The organism is Sphingorhabdus sp., from assembly GCF_044357595.1.
Taxonomy (GTDB): Bacteria; Pseudomonadota; Alphaproteobacteria; order Sphingomonadales; family Sphingomonadaceae; genus Sphingorhabdus_B.
The window spans coordinates 1-15,973 of sequence record NZ_JBIKPH010000046.1 but is presented as its reverse complement, the minus strand read 5'-3'; the positions used below and the strand labels follow the sequence as shown (position 1 = coordinate 15,973).

At 54.6% G+C, this 15,973-nt stretch carries 16 protein-coding genes; 9 read left to right on the top strand and 7 right to left on the bottom strand.

The window, feature by feature from the left end; all coding sequences use genetic code 11:
• The first annotated feature begins 59 nt into the window (after positions 1-59).
• From ACIQ2T_RS06500 to ACIQ2T_RS06485, 4 genes are read left to right on the top strand one after another with little or no spacing between them, the layout of a single operon-like run.
• Positions 60-1,172, top strand: a complete 1,113-nt coding sequence (locus tag ACIQ2T_RS06500; protein WP_397590113.1) for an MlaE family ABC transporter permease — start codon at positions 60-62, stop codon at positions 1,170-1,172.
• Positions 1,173-1,175: 3 nt separating this feature from the next.
• On the top strand, positions 1,176-1,997 hold the full coding sequence (locus ACIQ2T_RS06495) for an ABC transporter ATP-binding protein (RefSeq protein ID WP_397590112.1): 822 nt from the start codon (positions 1,176-1,178) through the stop codon (positions 1,995-1,997).
• Positions 1,998-2,006: 9 nt separating this feature from the next.
• Positions 2,007-2,987 carry an MlaD family protein gene (locus tag ACIQ2T_RS06490; protein ID WP_397590111.1) on the top strand — a complete coding sequence of 327 codons (981 nt, stop codon included), beginning with the start codon at positions 2,007-2,009 and terminating at the stop codon, positions 2,985-2,987.
• Positions 2,984-3,580, top strand: coding sequence for an ABC-type transport auxiliary lipoprotein family protein (locus ACIQ2T_RS06485; RefSeq protein ID WP_397590110.1), 597 nt, complete (start codon positions 2,984-2,986; stop codon positions 3,578-3,580). The genes ACIQ2T_RS06490 and ACIQ2T_RS06485 overlap by 4 nt, the downstream gene beginning before the upstream one ends.
• 4 nt (positions 3,581-3,584) lie before the next feature.
• On the opposite strand, the gene ACIQ2T_RS06480 is transcribed toward ACIQ2T_RS06485, so the two are convergent.
• Together ACIQ2T_RS06480 and lgt are read right to left on the bottom strand one after the other, a co-directional pair.
• Positions 3,585-4,646 carry a class I SAM-dependent methyltransferase gene (locus ACIQ2T_RS06480; protein WP_397590109.1) on the bottom strand — a complete coding sequence of 354 codons (1,062 nt, stop codon included), beginning with the start codon at positions 4,644-4,646 and terminating at the stop codon, positions 3,585-3,587.
• The gene (lgt, locus tag ACIQ2T_RS06475) at positions 4,636-5,502 is read right to left on the bottom strand and encodes a prolipoprotein diacylglyceryl transferase (RefSeq protein WP_397590108.1); all 867 of its coding nucleotides are present in this window, start codon (positions 5,500-5,502) and stop codon (positions 4,636-4,638) included. The genes ACIQ2T_RS06480 and lgt overlap by 11 nt, the downstream gene beginning before the upstream one ends.
• 75 nt (positions 5,503-5,577) lie before the next feature.
• Here lgt and ACIQ2T_RS06470 point away from each other — a divergent pair, with 75 nt between their 5' ends.
• Positions 5,578-7,275, top strand: a complete 1,698-nt coding sequence (locus ACIQ2T_RS06470) for a class I adenylate-forming enzyme family protein (protein ID WP_397590107.1) — start codon at positions 5,578-5,580, stop codon at positions 7,273-7,275.
• A gap of 37 nt (positions 7,276-7,312) precedes the next feature.
• Complete coding sequence (locus tag ACIQ2T_RS06465; RefSeq protein WP_397590106.1) at positions 7,313-10,072, top strand: [protein-PII] uridylyltransferase; 2,760 nt, start codon at positions 7,313-7,315, stop codon at positions 10,070-10,072.
• A 97-nt stretch (positions 10,073-10,169) separates the two neighbouring features.
• Here the strand turns inward: ACIQ2T_RS06465 and ACIQ2T_RS06460 are convergent, their stop codons facing one another.
• Positions 10,170-11,291 (bottom strand): OmpA family protein, encoded by a 1,122-nt coding sequence (locus tag ACIQ2T_RS06460; protein WP_397590105.1) that lies wholly within the window; start codon positions 11,289-11,291, stop codon positions 10,170-10,172.
• A gap of 394 nt (positions 11,292-11,685) precedes the next feature.
• A complete protein-coding gene (locus ACIQ2T_RS06455) occupies positions 11,686-11,949 on the bottom strand; it encodes a DksA/TraR family C4-type zinc finger protein (RefSeq protein WP_397590104.1) in 264 nt (87 codons plus the stop codon).
• Between the two features lie 196 nt (positions 11,950-12,145).
• On the opposite strand from ACIQ2T_RS06455, the gene ACIQ2T_RS06450 reads away from it, so the two are divergent.
• Positions 12,146-12,697 carry a pseudouridine synthase gene (locus tag ACIQ2T_RS06450; RefSeq protein ID WP_397590114.1) on the top strand — a complete coding sequence of 184 codons (552 nt, stop codon included), beginning with the start codon at positions 12,146-12,148 and terminating at the stop codon, positions 12,695-12,697.
• 177 nt (positions 12,698-12,874) lie between these two features.
• Here ACIQ2T_RS06450 and ACIQ2T_RS06445 read toward each other — a convergent pair whose 3' ends face one another.
• Complete coding sequence (locus ACIQ2T_RS06445; protein WP_397590103.1) at positions 12,875-14,026, bottom strand: JmjC domain-containing protein; 1,152 nt, start codon at positions 14,024-14,026, stop codon at positions 12,875-12,877.
• Between the two features lie 101 nt (positions 14,027-14,127).
• Here ACIQ2T_RS06445 and ACIQ2T_RS06440 point away from each other — a divergent pair, with 101 nt between their 5' ends.
• Both ACIQ2T_RS06440 and ACIQ2T_RS06435 read left to right on the top strand, forming a co-directional pair.
• Positions 14,128-14,334, top strand: a complete 207-nt coding sequence (locus ACIQ2T_RS06440; protein ID WP_397590102.1) for a hypothetical protein — start codon at positions 14,128-14,130, stop codon at positions 14,332-14,334.
• Positions 14,335-14,376: 42 nt separating this feature from the next.
• Positions 14,377-15,012, top strand: a complete 636-nt coding sequence (locus ACIQ2T_RS06435; protein ID WP_300038173.1) for a YqaA family protein — start codon at positions 14,377-14,379, stop codon at positions 15,010-15,012.
• Positions 15,013-15,018: 6 nt separating this feature from the next.
• Here ACIQ2T_RS06435 and ACIQ2T_RS06430 read toward each other — a convergent pair whose 3' ends face one another.
• Positions 15,019-15,438: a VOC family protein gene (locus tag ACIQ2T_RS06430; protein WP_397590101.1), complete on the bottom strand. Its 420-nt coding sequence runs from the start codon at positions 15,436-15,438 to the stop codon at positions 15,019-15,021.
• A complete protein-coding gene (locus ACIQ2T_RS06425) occupies positions 15,435-15,809 on the bottom strand; it encodes a hypothetical protein (RefSeq protein ID WP_397590100.1) in 375 nt (124 codons plus the stop codon). The genes ACIQ2T_RS06430 and ACIQ2T_RS06425 overlap by 4 nt, the downstream gene beginning before the upstream one ends.
• Positions 15,810-15,973: the final 164 nt, after the last annotated feature.

The window sequence follows — 15,973 nt, the reverse complement described above, 5'->3', positions numbered from 1 at the left end:
TCTTAAGCAAAACGTCTACAGGCTTGTGATAGTTCTTATTATACGCCAGTTATATGGTCATGGCTAACCCTGCAAATTTTGTTGTAGAAGACAGCCCCGGAGGCGGACGCATTGTCCGCTTGTCGGGTAGTTTTGTCATCGCTTCAATCAGTGACGTTGATAGCCAATTGCGCGATGTGACGGGCCCGGTGTCTCAAATCGACCTTTCAGCCGTCGACCAGATGGATACCGTGGGTGCATGGCTTGTACATCGGACGGCCAAATTTTATGCCGCTGACATTACCGGATGCGCCAAAGATGCAGGTCGCTTAATTGACGCCGTGAGTGGCGTTGATGCGGCAGAGGCATTTCCAAGACCGCATGTGTCATCACTCAATCGCTTTTTGGCTGAAGTTGGCGGCGGCGTTGTGGTCGGTATTACCACGCTTTTGCAATTCCTTGGCTTTGTCGGACAAGTGGTGAAGGCATTCTTCATCTTGATGATGAATCCAGGCCGCTTTCGCTGGCATGCCGTCGTGCAGCATTTCGACATGGTGGGCGTGCGAGCGCTTGGCATTGTTGGCCTGATGAGTTTCCTTATCGGAATCGTTATCGCACAGCAGGGCGCAGTCCAACTGCGGCAATTTGGTGCCGAGATATTTACCATCAACCTCATCGGCCGACTGACGCTGCGAGAATTGGGCATTCTGATGACAGCAATCATGGTCGCTGGGCGCTCGGGTTCCGCCTTTGCCGCCCAGATTGGTACGATGAAAATTACCGAAGAAATCGACGCCATGCGCACAATTGGCGTTGTTCCGGCCGAGGCACTTGTTGTGCCCCGCGTGATAGCCGCCGTGATTATGATGCCCTTGCTGGGCATTTACGCATCCTTGATGTCGATTATTGGCGGCGGCATATTGTGCTGGATCGTCTTGGATATACCGCCCGCCACTTTTGTTCAGCGATTGCGCGAAGTGACGCCATTAACCGACTTCTGGGTTGGAATGATCAAGGCGCCCATATTTGGCGCGATCATCGCAATGGCCGGTTGTTTTCAAGGCATGCAGGTCAAAGGCAATGCCGAGGAAGTTGGGCTAAAAACCACTGCAGCCGTTGTCCAAGCTATTTTCCTTGTGATCGTACTCGACGCATTTTTAGCCGTATTTTTCAGCGAAATTGGCTGGGGCTAGGCCATGGACCAACCCAACATCATTTCTGTGACTGGCCTATGCAACAGCTTTGGCGATCAAGTCATTCACCAGGACCTCAACATCGAAGTCCGCCGCGGCGAGATACTGGGCGTGGTTGGCGGGTCGGGCACAGGCAAGTCTGTGCTCATGCGATCAATAATCGGTCTGCAACAACCCACGGCCGGACAAATCCGTGTCTTTGATCAGGGCATGGTCGGCAAAGAGGAAGACGAGGCAACCGACGTCAGGCGGCGCTGGGGCGTTTTGTTTCAAGGCGGCGCATTGTTTTCGACTTTAACCGTCGCGGAAAACATTCAGGTACCGTTGCGCGAATTCTATCCAGAGTTCAGCAAAGACCTGCTCGACGAGATCGCGCGGTACAAAATCTTTTTGAGCGGTCTTCCTCCAGAAGCAGCGCATAAATATCCGTCAGAACTATCCGGTGGTATGCGCAAGCGTGCCAGTCTGGCGCGTGCCTTGGCAATGGATCCTGAATTGTTGTTTCTGGATGAACCAACTTCTGGCCTTGACCCAATTGGCGCTGCCAATTTCGATAATTTAACGCGCGATTTAAAGGAAACATTGGGCCTAACAGTTTTTCTGATAACGCATGATCTTGATACGCTATATGCGATATGTGACCGTGTGGCCGTTTTGGCAGACCAAAAAGTTATTGCCATTGGCGCCATTGAAGAATTGCTGGCTATCGATCATCCTTGGATCAACGCATATTTCAGCGGCCCACGCGGACGCGCGGCACGCCGCGGCCATAGCGACCAAAATGACAAAGTACGTGCGGAAATGCAGCAACTAGGAAGGTCATAAGGCAGGACGATGGAAACCAAATCCAACTATGTGATGGTGGGTGCTGTCACCCTTCTACTTCTAGTGTTGCTTGCGGCATTCACGGTGTGGCTTTCGCGCCTGGGCGATGGCGACAAGAAAGAGTATGACATATTCTTTCAGCAATCGGTCAATGGCCTTGCCAAAGGTTCTAGCGTCTCATTCTCTGGCGTCCCTGTGGGCCAAATTGAAAGCATAGAATTATGGGAGCCTGATCCCAATTTTGTGCGTGTGCGCATCAGCATCAAGCAAACAGTACCTGTGCTGCAGGGAACAACAGCGACGATTAACGGCGTTGGCTTTACTGGCGTGTCTGAAATACAGCTTGATGGTGCGGTAAAGGGGGCGCCTGCCCTGATCTGCCCTGATGCCAATCCGAAGGCTGCCTGCCCCACCGGCGTTCCAGTTATCCCCACAACGCCTGGTGCGTTGGGCGAACTGTTGAATAATGCGCCGTTGCTTTTGGAGCGGCTCTCAACACTGACTGAGCGGCTGACCAATATTCTGTCCGATAAAAACCAACAATCCATCGAACAAATTCTCGATAATGTTAAAAGCCTGTCGGGCACATTGGCGACGCAAGGCCCTGACTTGCGCGCAGCAATTCAAGAATCTCGCATTGCCCTGCAAAAGGCGGGTCTGGCCGCAGACGAAATTACCAAAATGGCGGGTACCACAAACAGGCTGCTCGATAGCGATGGCCGCCCGATGTTGGACGAATTGCGCAAAACGCTTCGGTCCGCAAATGGCAGCTTGGCCGCATTGGAAACCACGTTGAACAATGCAAATCCAGCGATCGAAACACTTAATACGCAGACTTTGCCTGAAGTCACAAAACTGGCACGTGATCTGAGAGAGCTATCTGGATCATTAAAGTCCGTGACTGAGAAAGTGGATCAAGGCGGTCTTGGCAGCGTCGTTGGCAGCCCCGCCTTACCAGATTATAAACCCGGCAGCAGGAACCAGAAATGATGTTCAGCATAAAATTCGGCCCACGCATCGTTGCGCTACCCCTCATCCTTGCACTTGGCGGGTGCGTAAGCTTCGGCGGCAAGGCACCAGCGTCCATGCTTGTACTGACCGCTGACAATGTTGTGACCGCAGGCGTTGCACGCACAGCCTCGGCGACAGAAGCCTTGGTCATTCAGACGCCAGATGTTCCGCGCAAATTGGATACCAACCGGATACCTGTCCAGATCAATGCCAGCAGCATCGCCTATCTGAAGGATGCATTTTGGGCGGATAAGCCAGCCCGATTAATGCAATCCCTATTGGTGGAAACCGTGTCTGCAAAGAGCGGCAACCTCGTGCTCAATGAGATCGATGCAGGCGGCAAAGCGCCGCGGTCCTTGTCGGGTAGCTTAATTGAGTTTGGCATTGACGCATCTTCCAACGAGGCGGTTGTGGTTTATGATGCGGTAAAAATCATGCGTGGCAGCACAACAGAAAAGCGCAGATTTGAGGCCCGCAAACGCATAGCCGCAATCGAAGCTGCGCCAGCTGGCGCTGCGCTAAATTCCGCCGCCAACGATGTTGCCGTCCAAATCGCCGATTGGGTAAACTAAACGTTTAGGGACCAAAGCCCTCGGGCTTTGGCCAATCTTTTGCGTATGTTGCCATGACCTTGAACAAGGCGCCCATAGATTCCCGATGCACCAGCCGTTTGCGTGCGGCATTGATATCAGCGGCCCTGTCGGGGTGCGCCCTCATTAAGCTTTGAGCGCGCTGGTCAATACCAAGACCGGAAAGCCAGGCCCCTTGCCCCGTTGGTCCCGCGACTGCCAAGCCACTGTTTTCGGCACGTCGTGCGAGATCAAGAAAGTTAACATGGGCCGTCAGATCGCAATTGCCGGGGTCGGCAAATGGGTCGGCATATTGGTGGTTTCGAACCGCCTGTAACGTGCTGCCAAGGCCTGGCTGGGTATAGCCATAATCAATCGTCAACATTGCCCCACCCCGTTGCGCCAACCGGTGCGATAGCGTCTGCATGATGGCAGCGGCGTCAGGGCAGGTTTCGTAAATACTGCCAACGGCGGCAACGCGAAAATGCTCAGGAATTACAGTATCGGCAATAGGCGCGCCCGGCATTGCGGCAAAGCGCGATCCTCGATCACGCACGACCACGCGCTCCTGCCAACCGGCATGCGATAATATCATCTGCCGAACAGGCAGTGCGTCAAAAAACTCGTTTGCCACAATGAACATAGGTGCATCGGACGGCAGGCTATCCAGATTGTCGTGGAAGGTTGCATGCGGCACGGCTTGGGATTGCTTGGCGCGCAACGCTGGGCTGTTTTCCACAAAGTGGACAGAAGGCTCCCATCCAAAACGCTTCATAGTCCGAAGCGCATCCGCCGCCAGCGTCCCCCGACCCGGACCAAGCTCGACATAATAGCAGCCAGATGGGCTCCCGTGGCGCAGCCAGATGTCACTGAGCCATATGCCTACCATTTCGCCGAACATCTGGGAAATTTCGGGGGCAGTGATAAAGTCGCCAGCCGCGCCAAGCGGATCAGCGCCGCCATAATAAGCGGTATTGGCTACGCGCATATATTCGGCAATGCTGATGGGGCCGGACGCCTCTATCTGCTGCGCAAGGCGGACTGCAACTTGCTCTGTATCAGGCGCCACTGTTACTGCCGGCCATGCCCTCGCCGCGCTGCTTGCGGGCACCTGCGGTGAACAACAGGAACAGGCCCACCAATATCATTGGAATGGTCAACCACTGTCCCATGGTCAGGCCGCTTGCTTCCACCAGCCACTGAAGCTGCTGGTCGGGCTCCCTGAAAAACTCGATGGAAAACCGGGCTGTGCCATAAATGATTGCGGCCATACCCGTTAGGAACCCGGGCCTATACCGCGCCTTGGTTTTCCAGAATAATGGCCACAATATCGCCGCCATCAAAAGCCCTTCAAGCATAGCTTCATAAATCTGGCTTGGGTGGCGCGGTAAATCGCCGCCATTGGGAAAGACGACAGCCCATGGTACGTCGGTGACGCGGCCCCAAAGCTCATCATTCACAAAGTTCGCAAGGCGCACGAGGAATATCCCAAAAGGTACGACGCAGGCGACATAATCACAGAACCGTAAGAAAGAGAGCTTATGCTTGCGCGCCAAAAGCCAGATCGAAAATATGATCCCAATCGCACCGCCATGGAAAGACATCCCGCCCTCCCACAATTTGAAGACATCCATAGGGTTCTGCAAAATAGATGGTTGGTAGAATAAAATATAGCCAATCCGACCGCCCAAAATGATGCCCAAGGTGGCGTACAGGATTATGTCATCGGCTTGCTCTCGTGACATGGGCGCGCCAGGACGTGCGAGCAATTTCAGCAACATCCAATAGCCAAGCAAGATGCCAACCAGATACCCAAGCGAGTACCAACGGATCTGGAAGAAGCCCAAATCAAGCGCAACAGGACCTACGCCAAGGTCGGTAAACTGAATAAAGCCAGCAGCGGTTGAAATAATCTCGAATGTCACAATATTTCCTCAGGATCTTTTGACATTCCTATAGAGCCAAATAGAAGGTGCACAAAGCGTTTAGGAGAGAATCACATGCCATCCCAATTGGACCTTGCAATCGACGCCACAATCGCGCGTCTGATGGATAATGATGGCCCATTATCGATCACCTACGCTGAGAAATATGGCGTACAAATGCCGGTTTTTGCCAAAGCGCCTGGAAATATGTCGGACTATCTGGCATTTTTCTGCGCAACCCATGCGGACAAAGAATTTCTGGTCGATGGAGATATCCGGTTAAGTTTCGCAGAAACTTACGGTGCGTCACGCGCATTGGCGGGTGGATTGGTCGATGGTTACGGGCTCCAAAAAGGGGACCGCGTTGGGATCGCCGCGCGCAATTCGGCCAACTGGATTGTCGCTTATATGGCTATTGTCATGGCAGGTGGTGTTGCCACTTTGCTCAATGGCTGGTGGCAAGGCGGCGAACTTGCCGAAGGCATTCGCATGGTCGGTTGCCGCTTTGTCCTTGCCGATACACAGCGCGCCGCGCGGATGGCGGAACAGGATCTTGGCGGATGTGAATTGCTGATCATAAACCATGATTCACTTCCATTGGATGGCTTATCCGTTTTGACCGCAAAGGGCGGTGGCGCGGATACCCCACTGCCCGCAATCGACCCGCTGGATAATGCCACAATTTTGTATACGTCCGGTTCTACAGGACAGTCCAAGGGGGCCGTGTCGGACCACCGGGCCGTCGTCCAAGGCGCAATGAGCTATGTCGGGCAAACGCTCGTGTTTTTCGAGCTTTTGTCTTCGACTGGGCAGGCAATGCCCGCGCAACCTTCAGCTCTCGTAAACGTGCCCTTGTTCCACGTCACCGCATCCATACCTTTGGTGCTGCAAAGCTTCGCCATTGGCCGCAAGCTTGTGTTGATGCCCAAATGGGACGCCGAAGAGGCAATGCGCATCATTGAAAAGGAACGGATCAGCTATTTCGTTGGCGTTCCGTTGATGAGCATAGAGCTTGCAACGCATCCTGCACGGCATAAATATGACCTAACAAGCTGCACTGCCTTTGCAGCGGGCGGCGCACCTCGCCCTGTCGAGCATGTCAAAAAAATCCGCAAGGAAATGGGTTGGGGCTATCCGTTATTGGGCTATGGCCTCACCGAAACCAATGGCGTTGGCTGCGGTAACTTTACGGACAATTATCTTGAAAAGCCTACCAGCACCGGTCCAGCGACAAAACCAATCGTCGAAGTCCAAATGCTTGATGATGATGGCAACATTTTGCCACAGGGTGAGCGCGGTGAAGTTGCTATTCGTACGATTGCCAACTTCAACGGCTATTGGAACAATGAAGCAGCAACGCGTGATGCCTTTACCGCCGATGGATTTTTCCGGACGGGCGACATCGGGTATCTGGACGAGGACGGCTATCTGTTCATTGTGGACCGTAAGAAAGACATCATCATCCGTGGCGGCGAAAATATTAGCTGCCCCGAAGTTGAAGCTGCGGCTTATGAGCATGATTCCATCGTCGAGCTATCCGTGTTCGGCATCGCTGATGAAAAATATGGCGAGGTTCCGGGCATTGTCTACCAGACAAAGGACGGCATGACGCTGACGGAAGAAGAGCTGAAGGCCTTTTTGGCGCCGCGCCTTGCGCCGTTCAAAATCCCTGCGCATTTCTGGCAAGTAAATGAGCCCTTGCCACGATTGGGCACCCAGAAGATTGACCGGGTAACGCTGCGGCGGGAATATAATGCCAAGATCTCTGCTTGATGCTGACATGGTGCCACTTGGCGACTAAGGTCGCCTGATGGCAGCAACAGCGGAACGTATTAGCAAACAGCGCGATATCATCGACCGGAGCGCGCTTGCGGAAAAAATTGAGGGCGTGGTGCGTGAAACTGGCGCGCAAGCGCGGCGTCCGCACGTGCTCGAAATTCTGCAATCCGCGCTTGCCGAAGGTCGCGCAGAAATTAAGCGACGCTTGGGCGAACACCCGTCGCAGGGCTATCGCGCTTCGGCTGAACAGGCATTCTTGATAGATCAGATTGTCCGGCTGATTTATGATTATGTAACCGTTCACGCATATCCAGCCGCGAACCGCACTGCATCAGAACGAATAGCGGTACTTGCGGTGGGCGGGTACGGTCGCGGCGAAATGGCGCCGCACAGCGACGTCGATATCGCCTTTGTCACCCCCTACAAGCGCAGCTCGTGGACAGAGCAAGTAGTGGAGGCGATCCTCTATTTGTTGTGGGATCTCGGCCTGAAAGTTGGCCAGTCGAGCAGATCCTTAGATGAAACCGTGAAAATGGCGCAGGAGGATTTGACCATTCGCACAGCCTTGCTGGAAAGCAGGTTCGTGTGGGGCGACCGCGGGGTGTATGAAGAAGCATCGCTGCGCTTCTGGAAAGAAGTGGTGGGCAATACGGCACCCGATTTTGTCCGGTTGAAAATGGCAGAGCGCGATGACCGGCACAAGCGCATGGGCGATAGCCGATATGTCGTCGAACCAAATATCAAAGATGGCAAAGGCGGGCTTCGCGATCTGCATACGCTATACTGGATCGGAAAATACGTCCACAAAGTGCCTGCGGCGTCCGAACTTGTGCACGTCGGCCTGCTGACTGCCGACGAATATAACCGCTTCAGAAAAGCCGAAAATTTCCTGTGGTCCGTAAGATGCCATATGCACAATATAACAGGTAGGGCAGAAGAACGCCTGACGTTTGATTTGCAGCGCGATGTGGCTGAAATAATGCAGTTTGCCGATCGCCCTGGCCGTTCAGCGGTAGAACGGTTCATGCATTATTATTTCCTGAACGCAAAAACAGTCGGCGACGTCACAGGCTTGTTTCTCGCGCATTTGGACGAGGCCATGGCGCAAAAAGGCCGCCGTTTCATTCCAAATTTCGTCCGCAAACCACGCAAGCTCAATGGCTTTCAACTGGACAGAGGTCGGCTCGCCTTGCCCGATGACGGATTTTTCGCGCGCGACCCGGTGCGCTTACTCGAAATTTTCCATTTGGCCGACTTGCATGAATTGGAAATTCACCCCTTAGCGATGCGTGCGGCACAAAGGGATGCTCGGCTGGTAGACAAGGTGGTTCGCCGTGATCCCAGAGCCAACGCCCTGTTCTTGGATGTCCTAACGTCGCCGCGCGACCCGGAAACAGTTCTGCGTTGGATGAATGAATCCACTATCTTTGGAAGATTTATCCCGGAATTTCGCAGGGTCGTCGCGCAGATGCAGTTCGACATGTACCACCATTATACAGTCGACGAACATTCCATCCGCGCCATTGGCTTGCTGGCCGATATCAACCGCGGAAAGTTGAAGCAGGACCATCCATTATCGACAGCCATCGTTCAGCAAATCATTAGCAAGCGGGTATTGTTTATCGCAACTTTGCTGCACGACATCGCCAAGGGACGCGGCGGCGACCATAGCGTGCTGGGGGCTGAAGTGGCCGACACCTTATGCCCGCGTCTGGGGCTTTCGCCAGCCGAAACCGAAACCGTGGCTTGGTTGGTTCGTTTCCATCTATTGATGTCTGCCACTGCGTTTAAACGTGACTTGGCTGATTTTAAGACAATTTTGGACTTTGCCCAAGCGGTTCAATCCCCAGAACGCCTAAAACTTCTGCTCGTGCTCACCGTTGTCGATATCCGCGCGGTTGGACCAGGTGTGTGGAACAGTTGGAAACGGCAATTGCTGTCGGACTTATATGAGGCCACCGAAGAAGTGCTTCGTTTGGGTCACAAGCAAAGGGGCCGTAGCGAGCGGATCGCATCGAAAAAGGCGCAGCTGGAATCCACATTAAAATTGCCCTCGGAAAAATTTGCAACGTTCGCGAAAAACCTGCCCGACGCCTATTGGATAGCGGAGCCCGATGACATTATCGCGCGGAACGCCGGGCATATTCTGAAGAACGCCGGGACAGAGCTTGCTATTGACGCGTGTTTCTACCCCGATAGGGGGGCAACGCTGGTCACTGTTTTTGCCGCCGACCATCCGGGTCTTTTCTATCGGATTGCCGGCGCCATACATTTGGCTGGCGGCAACATTATAGATGCCCGTATTCATACCAGTAGTGATGGGATGGCGGTCGACAACTTCCTCATTCAAGACCCGCTGGGGCGTCCCTTTCAAGAGCAAGGGCAGCTAAACCGACTTAAGCGGAGCATTGAGGAAGCTTTGACAAATCGCGCCAAATTGATGATTCAGCTCGACGCTAAGCCAAAGGCGTTGCGCCGGGCGGACGCCTTTAAAATCGCACCATCGGTATTGATCGACAATCAAGCCTCAAACCGGTTTACCGTGATTGAAGTAAACGCACTCGATCGCCCTGCATTGTTGAATAATCTGGCGCTAGCGCTTTTTGAGTCCAAGGTCACATTGCACAGCGCGCATATTGCGACCTATGGCGAACGGGCGGTCGACACATTTTATGTCACCGATTTGTTTGGCGGAAAAATCGAAAACAAGAATAAGCTAAAAGCTCTTGAAATGCGCCTGTTGGAAGCTGCGACTGTGAACGCCCGACCCAAAGCAAAGGCCGCCGCGTAAAACCCAGCATGCTTGTCTGGCGTAACGTCCACATCGCACACAAAAAAAGGCCAGTCTTTCGACCGGCCTTTCTTCTAACATTACGTCAGTTTGGAAATTACATTCCCGAACCTGGACCATAGGTAACTTCAACGCGACGGTTTTGCGGTTCACGCTCACCATCAGCGGTCTGTACCAAAGGTGCAGTTTCACCGAATGCTTCAGCGCTGATTGCGCCGTCTGTAACGCCCTTCGAAGCAAGGTAGCCACGAACGGTATCGTTACGACGCTGCGATAGGCCGACGTTATACTTTGCGGTACCCGACTTATCGGCGTGACCAGCAAGCATAACCTTTACCATGCCGCAGTTCGCATATTGCGCAACAGCATTATCCAAAACCGAAGCCGCATCTGGACGCAGGTTCGATGTATCCCAATCGAAAAACACGATATATGGGCCAGAGTTGCAAACCGGCGCAGGTGGCGGCGGTGGCGGTGGCGGTGGCGGTGGCGCCACATAGACTGGTGGTGGCGGTGGAGGAGCCACTTCGACTGGCGCAGGTGCACCACCGAAGTTATAAACCAGGCTGCCCATGATGCTGTGCGAACGGAAGCTTGTATCAACTGCGCGACCAAGACGATCAACCAAGTTGACCTTGCTCGCATTGAAGAAACGATACTTCAAGCCAACATCCCAGCTTTTGCTCAATGGCGCGCGAACGCCAGCAAGTGCCTGCCATGCAAAACCGGTGTCGGAATCGTCAAGGAAAGCTGGAGCTGCCAATACAGTTTGCATGTCAACGCGTGCAACACCGGCGCCGCCGCCAACAAAGCCCTGAATGCCGTCATCCTCACCGAAATCCAACACTCCATTGACCATGAAGCTCAATGCGCTTGCGTTACCAGTAACGCTGTATGAACCGCTGCGCTGAAGCGTAGCGCTGCTGCCGCTTGTGATCTGTGCTGTCGAGCTATTGAAGCCTTTTGCATCGGCTTGACGGTAGGAGACTTCTGATTCCAGTCGGAAGCCGCCGAAATCATATCCAACAACGCCACCAAAATCAAAACCCTTACTCGTGTCAATCGACGCCGCGTTTTGAAGCGTGCCAATGTTCAGGCTAGGATCTTCTACAATCATGGCACCGCCATCAACTCCAACATACCACTGGTCGTCGCGGGCCAAAGCCGGTGATGCCAGAGCAGCAGAAGCGAGCGCCAAACTTATGGCTAACTTACGCATTAACTTTCCCCTTTTCTATCTTAAGAACGTAAATTCAAGAGCCATATGCTAGCGTTTTTGTTCCGCCGATGCAAGTCGCCATGCATTTATACTGTTGCTAAAATGTCGCCATTATTGTCGATATTTGATTTTTTACCCACTTCCGCGAGCTTGCAAGTTTAGCTTGCGCACATGCCAACAGACCGCAGTAATTTTAGAATTGCAGCAAGCGCTTCGCGCGCTTCAACGTCAATATAGGCGCCGCCGACCGGCGAAGATATGGAGGGTCCACTGATCCATTGGGTGATGTTAAACGCGGGTCACTGTGCGTCTCGCAATTTTCGACTATGCCCAACTCTAACCAAATAGAGTTATGATGTCAATATTTTTTACCTATTTGGTTATAACATCCTTACTACCGCAACTGACTGTCCTTACTGCCGCGCCGGTTGATTGTGGAATGTTGCACCGACGCATCCCGCGCGGATTGGCAGGTTATGCACGTGCGTACCCCGGGCAAGGCGGCTTGGCGACGTTCGGGAATAGGCTCACCGCAGTCGTCGCAATATTCGGCGCTTGGTCCAGCGGGCAGGCGCGCACGTGCGCCGGACACTGCGTCTTTAACGCTATCGTCGATCTGGTCCTGCACCGCGCCGTCGCGCGTCCAGCCGCCGGCCATTATCCGACCGCCTTTTGCAGGCAATGCAAAACCAGCGGGTCACAATGCTCGGCTGTGGCAGATAGGGTTTTAAGGTCGGTCATGTTGCAATCTCCTACACCCTATCAACGGTCTTCTTATGCGCGAAGTTCCCGCAGACAAAATGAGTTGGCACAAGATGATATCGCCGCGCGCCCGCTTTCGCTACAGCACCTCCATGTCGCACATCATCCTGTTCAACAAACCTTATGGCGTCTTACCGCAATTCACCGACAAGGGGACCGAAGGGTCGCCGCGCCCGACGCTGTCGCAATTTGTCGACGTCCCCGGCGTCTATCCTGCTGGGCGGCTGGATATGGACAGTGAGGGGCTGATGCTGCTGACCGATGATGGCCGGTTGCAGGCGCGGATATCGGACCCAAAGTATAAAATGGCCAAAAGCTATCTGGTTCAGGTCGAGGGTGATGTGGCCGACGATGCGCTGGTGCGGTTGCGGCGCGGGGTTTCGTTGAAGGACGGCTTGACCCTGCCCTGCGAAGCTGAACGGATTGCAGACCCGATGCTCTGGCCGCGCGATCCGCCGATCCGTGTGCGGCAATCCATCCCCGATGGCTGGATCGAGCTGACCATCCGCGAAGGGCGCAACCGGCAGGTGCGGCGCATGACCGCCGCGGTCGGGCATCCGACGCTTCGGTTGGTGCGGCGCGCGATTGGGGAATGGACGCTCGATGGTCTTGCCCCGGCCATGTGGCGTGAGGTTGAAGGCTAGGTCGTCACCGGCCGCGCGATGCGCTTGCCCTTGGTCCGGCTCGTCAGGTGAAATTGGCCGCAACGGTCGCACGCATAATGCCGCAACGTGATGGTCGCCGCTGCAATCGCCGCAACAGCCTCCGCCTCCGTCGCATAACGCGTTTTCTTCGCGCAGATGCTTAACCGCGTGCGCAGATCATTCCTCGCTTTCGAACGCGATGCAGCCCATGTTGCAAAGCTGCGTCAGGAGATCGACGACGGCCGGTGCGGACGCAAGGTCAACGTCAAGGACAAGGCTATCCTGCGCGCAGAGAATTTTTGCCACAGCCGACGTCTCGCCCACACAGTCAAAACATGCACCATCGGCAAACAGCATCAGCACGTCATCCCCATTGGCGATAAAGACCATGCGGCTCGCCGGATTGCGCAACAGCGGCACCGCGTCGTTTATGCTGGCGCGGACATCTTCTGGTTTAACCGGCGTTTCGGGTTGCCAGTCCATATCGGCATATTTGGGCGTGCTGTTGAAGGTTCCGAACCAGCGGGCAAAGCTGGCGGGATCCGATAGCGATTCCAGCATCATCTGCTGCAACCGCCCAAGCGCGTCGGGTAAAATCTCACCGGGGTTGGCTTGGCGTGCCAAATCGGAGTCGCGGTACAAATCATCGTCCGGCATTCCGTCGAGGACTTCATCGACAAAATGCCCCAACAGGTCGCTGCGCGATGGTGCGCGGAAACCGACCGAGTAAGTCATGCAGTCCGAACCGACGGCAACACCATTATGCGCAAATCCGGGTGGGACATAAAGGATATCACCGAGTTCCAGCACCCATTCGTCCGTCGCCGTAAATTCCGCGAGGAGTTTCAAATCCTCATGCGGCAACAACGGCGTATCGCCATCACATAAAGGCCCGATTTGCCAGCGCCGACGGCCAAGCCCTTGGATCAGGAAAACATCATATTGGTCAAAATGCGGTCCGACCCCGCCTTGGTCAGCGGCGAGGCTCACCATCACATCGTCAATGCGCCAATTGGGGATGAAACGGAACGGCGCGATGAGGTCAGCGACGGCGGGCACATGTTGGTCAACCGCTTGCACGAGCAAAGTCCAATGGCTTTCGCCAAGTTCGGCCAAGCGCTCTTCGCCCTGTGGCCCTTGCTCCATTTCCCATCCGCCAGCTGGTTGACAAATCAGGCGCGATTCCACCTCTTCCGCACATGCCAATCCAGCCAGCTCGTCAGGCTCAAGCGGGTTTTGCCAATGGGACCAGGGGTTGCGGATCAGCAGCGGCTTTTTTTGCCAATGCGTGTGCAGGAAATGATCGATGTCGAAATTTTGAAAATCCATAGACCCTCGCTGTGCATAAGCGCGGCAAAATGCAAGCCTTGGTGATGCCCCGCACGGAACATAAGCCGAGGCATTGGGTTTTTCTGGTCAAGGAGTATCTGATGGCCATCATTCTCGACATTGCTGGAAAACCACTGCATCCGCGCAACAACTCCAAAAAACGGCTGCGTGCGCAGGATTTACGCGACTTGTTGAAGATCATGATCATTTTATCGCTGATCATTTTGGGGTATTTTGTGTTCGTGCCCGGCCATGACTCGACCCAAAGCCCGCAAGCCCTCTCTCAACAAGATACGCGCGCGGGTTAAAAGCTTGGACAAGCCGGTCCGCGCGTCTTATCGCCGGATGCGATGTTGAAGAAATTATATGATTGGATGATGGAAAAGGCAGGGCATGCCCATGCCGAGCGCTGGCTATTCCTTTTTTCTTTCGTCGAAAGTTCCTTCTTTCCCATTCCGCCGCATCCTCTGCTTGGCCTGATGTGCCTTGCGCGCCCGGACAAAGCGTTGCGGTTCGGGGTGGTGTGCACATTGGCATCGGTGATGGGTGGCCTGTTTGGCTATGCCATCGGCTATTTCGCCTATGAGACCATTGGCATTGCGTTGTTAAAGGCGCTTGGGCTGTGGGACAGTTTTCCGGCTGCCGCCTGTTACTTGCGGGAATTTGGCGCCGAGATAATCCTGATAAAGGGCGCGACCCCAATCCCGTTCAAGCTCATCACGCTGACGGCCGGGTTTATCAAGATGGACCTGTTCACCTTCATCTGGGCAAGCGTCCTCAGCCGCGCGTTTCAATTCATGCTGGTTGGTTTCCTGTTCTGGAAATTCGGACGGCCGATTAAAGCGTTCATCGACAAATATCTGGCATGGGTGACGGCTGCGTTTCTTCTCATTGTGGTCGGCGGATTTATCGCCTTTACGATGCTGGCAGGCGGCGGCGCTGAAAAAAGTGACGGCTGTTCACAGGCCTCCAGCATTCAACGTTAGGCCGCGTTAGCGCGCGAACAAAAGCGCGTCGTCGGCAAAGGCCTTAAACTCCAACGCATTGCCGCTTGGGTCATAGAAGAACATCGTTGCCTGCTCGCCCACTTGGCCTTTGAACCGGACATGCGGTGCAATGCCGAATTGGATGCCAGCCGCCTGAACGCGCTCTGCCAAGGCCTGCCATTGCGCCATCGTCAGGACCACCCCGAAATGTGGGACGGGTACATCATGGCCATCGACGGGGTTGTGCGTGGCAATGCTGCGCGCGCCAGCATCAAGATGCGCCACAATCTGGTGGCCAAAAAAGTCGAAATCAATCCATTGGTCGGATGACCGGCCTTCGGCGCAGCCCATGACCTCGCCATAAAAATGCCGGGCTTCGGAGAGATTATGGACGGGAAAGGCCAAATGGAATGGACGAAGGCTCATTTTGATTTCACCGGCTTGGGTAAGGGTTTGTCGATAGTGTCAGTAGCAGCAAGTTCTGCCGACATTTGCAAGGCGCATAAGTTGATCCGGGCGGGGTCGCTTGGCCGTTGGAATTCGGCTGCGGCCGCCTCGCCCATCGCCACCGCGACCAGCTCACGCGGTTGCCCGCTTTGCGCCGTAATCCGACTGCCGACGATGCCAGCCCATATCTTGCCCGATTGGCGCACATCCGGCGCATCGGATGGCGCAGAGCCAATCCGTTGTTTTTCCGCCAAGGTGGCCAGAACTGCAACACATGCAAGGTCGCTTTGTTGCGCCGCGGTCAGGGCGGAAGGGGGTGTTGCGGCAAGCGCCATTGCAAGAAATATCATTTTCCCAAATTAGCAGGCTGTGGCCGAACCGCAAGCAGCGACACTATGTGACTGATTGCATTTGTCACATTGCACAGGCAAAGGCGGGCGGTGCAGAAGATCTCGGACTTGCTTCAAAAATTCCCGCGCTGGGCCGCATTGGGCGCTGGCGCATTGTCCGCTTA

Excerpts from the sequence above, each read along its gene's own strand:
- ACIQ2T_RS06465 (WP_397590106.1), top strand. The coding sequence starts at position 7,313 with ATGGCAGCAACAGCGGAACGTATTAGCAAACAGCGCGATATCATCGAC.
- ACIQ2T_RS06500 (WP_397590113.1), top strand. The coding sequence starts at position 60 with ATGGCTAACCCTGCAAATTTTGTTGTAGAAGACAGCCCCGGAGGCGGA.
- ACIQ2T_RS06435 (WP_300038173.1), top strand. The coding sequence starts at position 14,377 with ATGTTGAAGAAATTATATGATTGGATGATGGAAAAGGCAGGGCATGCC.
- ACIQ2T_RS06490 (WP_397590111.1), top strand. The coding sequence starts at position 2,007 with ATGGAAACCAAATCCAACTATGTGATGGTGGGTGCTGTCACCCTTCTA.
- ACIQ2T_RS06445 (WP_397590103.1), bottom strand. The coding sequence starts at position 14,026 with ATGGATTTTCAAAATTTCGACATCGATCATTTCCTGCACACGCATTGG.
- ACIQ2T_RS06430 (WP_397590101.1), bottom strand. The coding sequence starts at position 15,438 with ATGAGCCTTCGTCCATTCCATTTGGCCTTTCCCGTCCATAATCTCTCC.
- ACIQ2T_RS06495 (WP_397590112.1), top strand. The coding sequence starts at position 1,176 with ATGGACCAACCCAACATCATTTCTGTGACTGGCCTATGCAACAGCTTT.
- ACIQ2T_RS06455 (WP_397590104.1), bottom strand. The coding sequence starts at position 11,949 with ATGGCCGGCGGCTGGACGCGCGACGGCGCGGTGCAGGACCAGATCGAC.
- ACIQ2T_RS06470 (WP_397590107.1), top strand. The coding sequence starts at position 5,578 with ATGCCATCCCAATTGGACCTTGCAATCGACGCCACAATCGCGCGTCTG.
- ACIQ2T_RS06450 (WP_397590114.1), top strand. The coding sequence starts at position 12,146 with ATGTCGCACATCATCCTGTTCAACAAACCTTATGGCGTCTTACCGCAA.
- ACIQ2T_RS06440 (WP_397590102.1), top strand. The coding sequence starts at position 14,128 with ATGGCCATCATTCTCGACATTGCTGGAAAACCACTGCATCCGCGCAAC.
- ACIQ2T_RS06425 (WP_397590100.1), bottom strand. The coding sequence starts at position 15,809 with ATGATATTTCTTGCAATGGCGCTTGCCGCAACACCCCCTTCCGCCCTG.
- ACIQ2T_RS06460 (WP_397590105.1), bottom strand. The coding sequence starts at position 11,291 with ATGCGTAAGTTAGCCATAAGTTTGGCGCTCGCTTCTGCTGCTCTGGCA.
- ACIQ2T_RS06485 (WP_397590110.1), top strand. The coding sequence starts at position 2,984 with ATGATGTTCAGCATAAAATTCGGCCCACGCATCGTTGCGCTACCCCTC.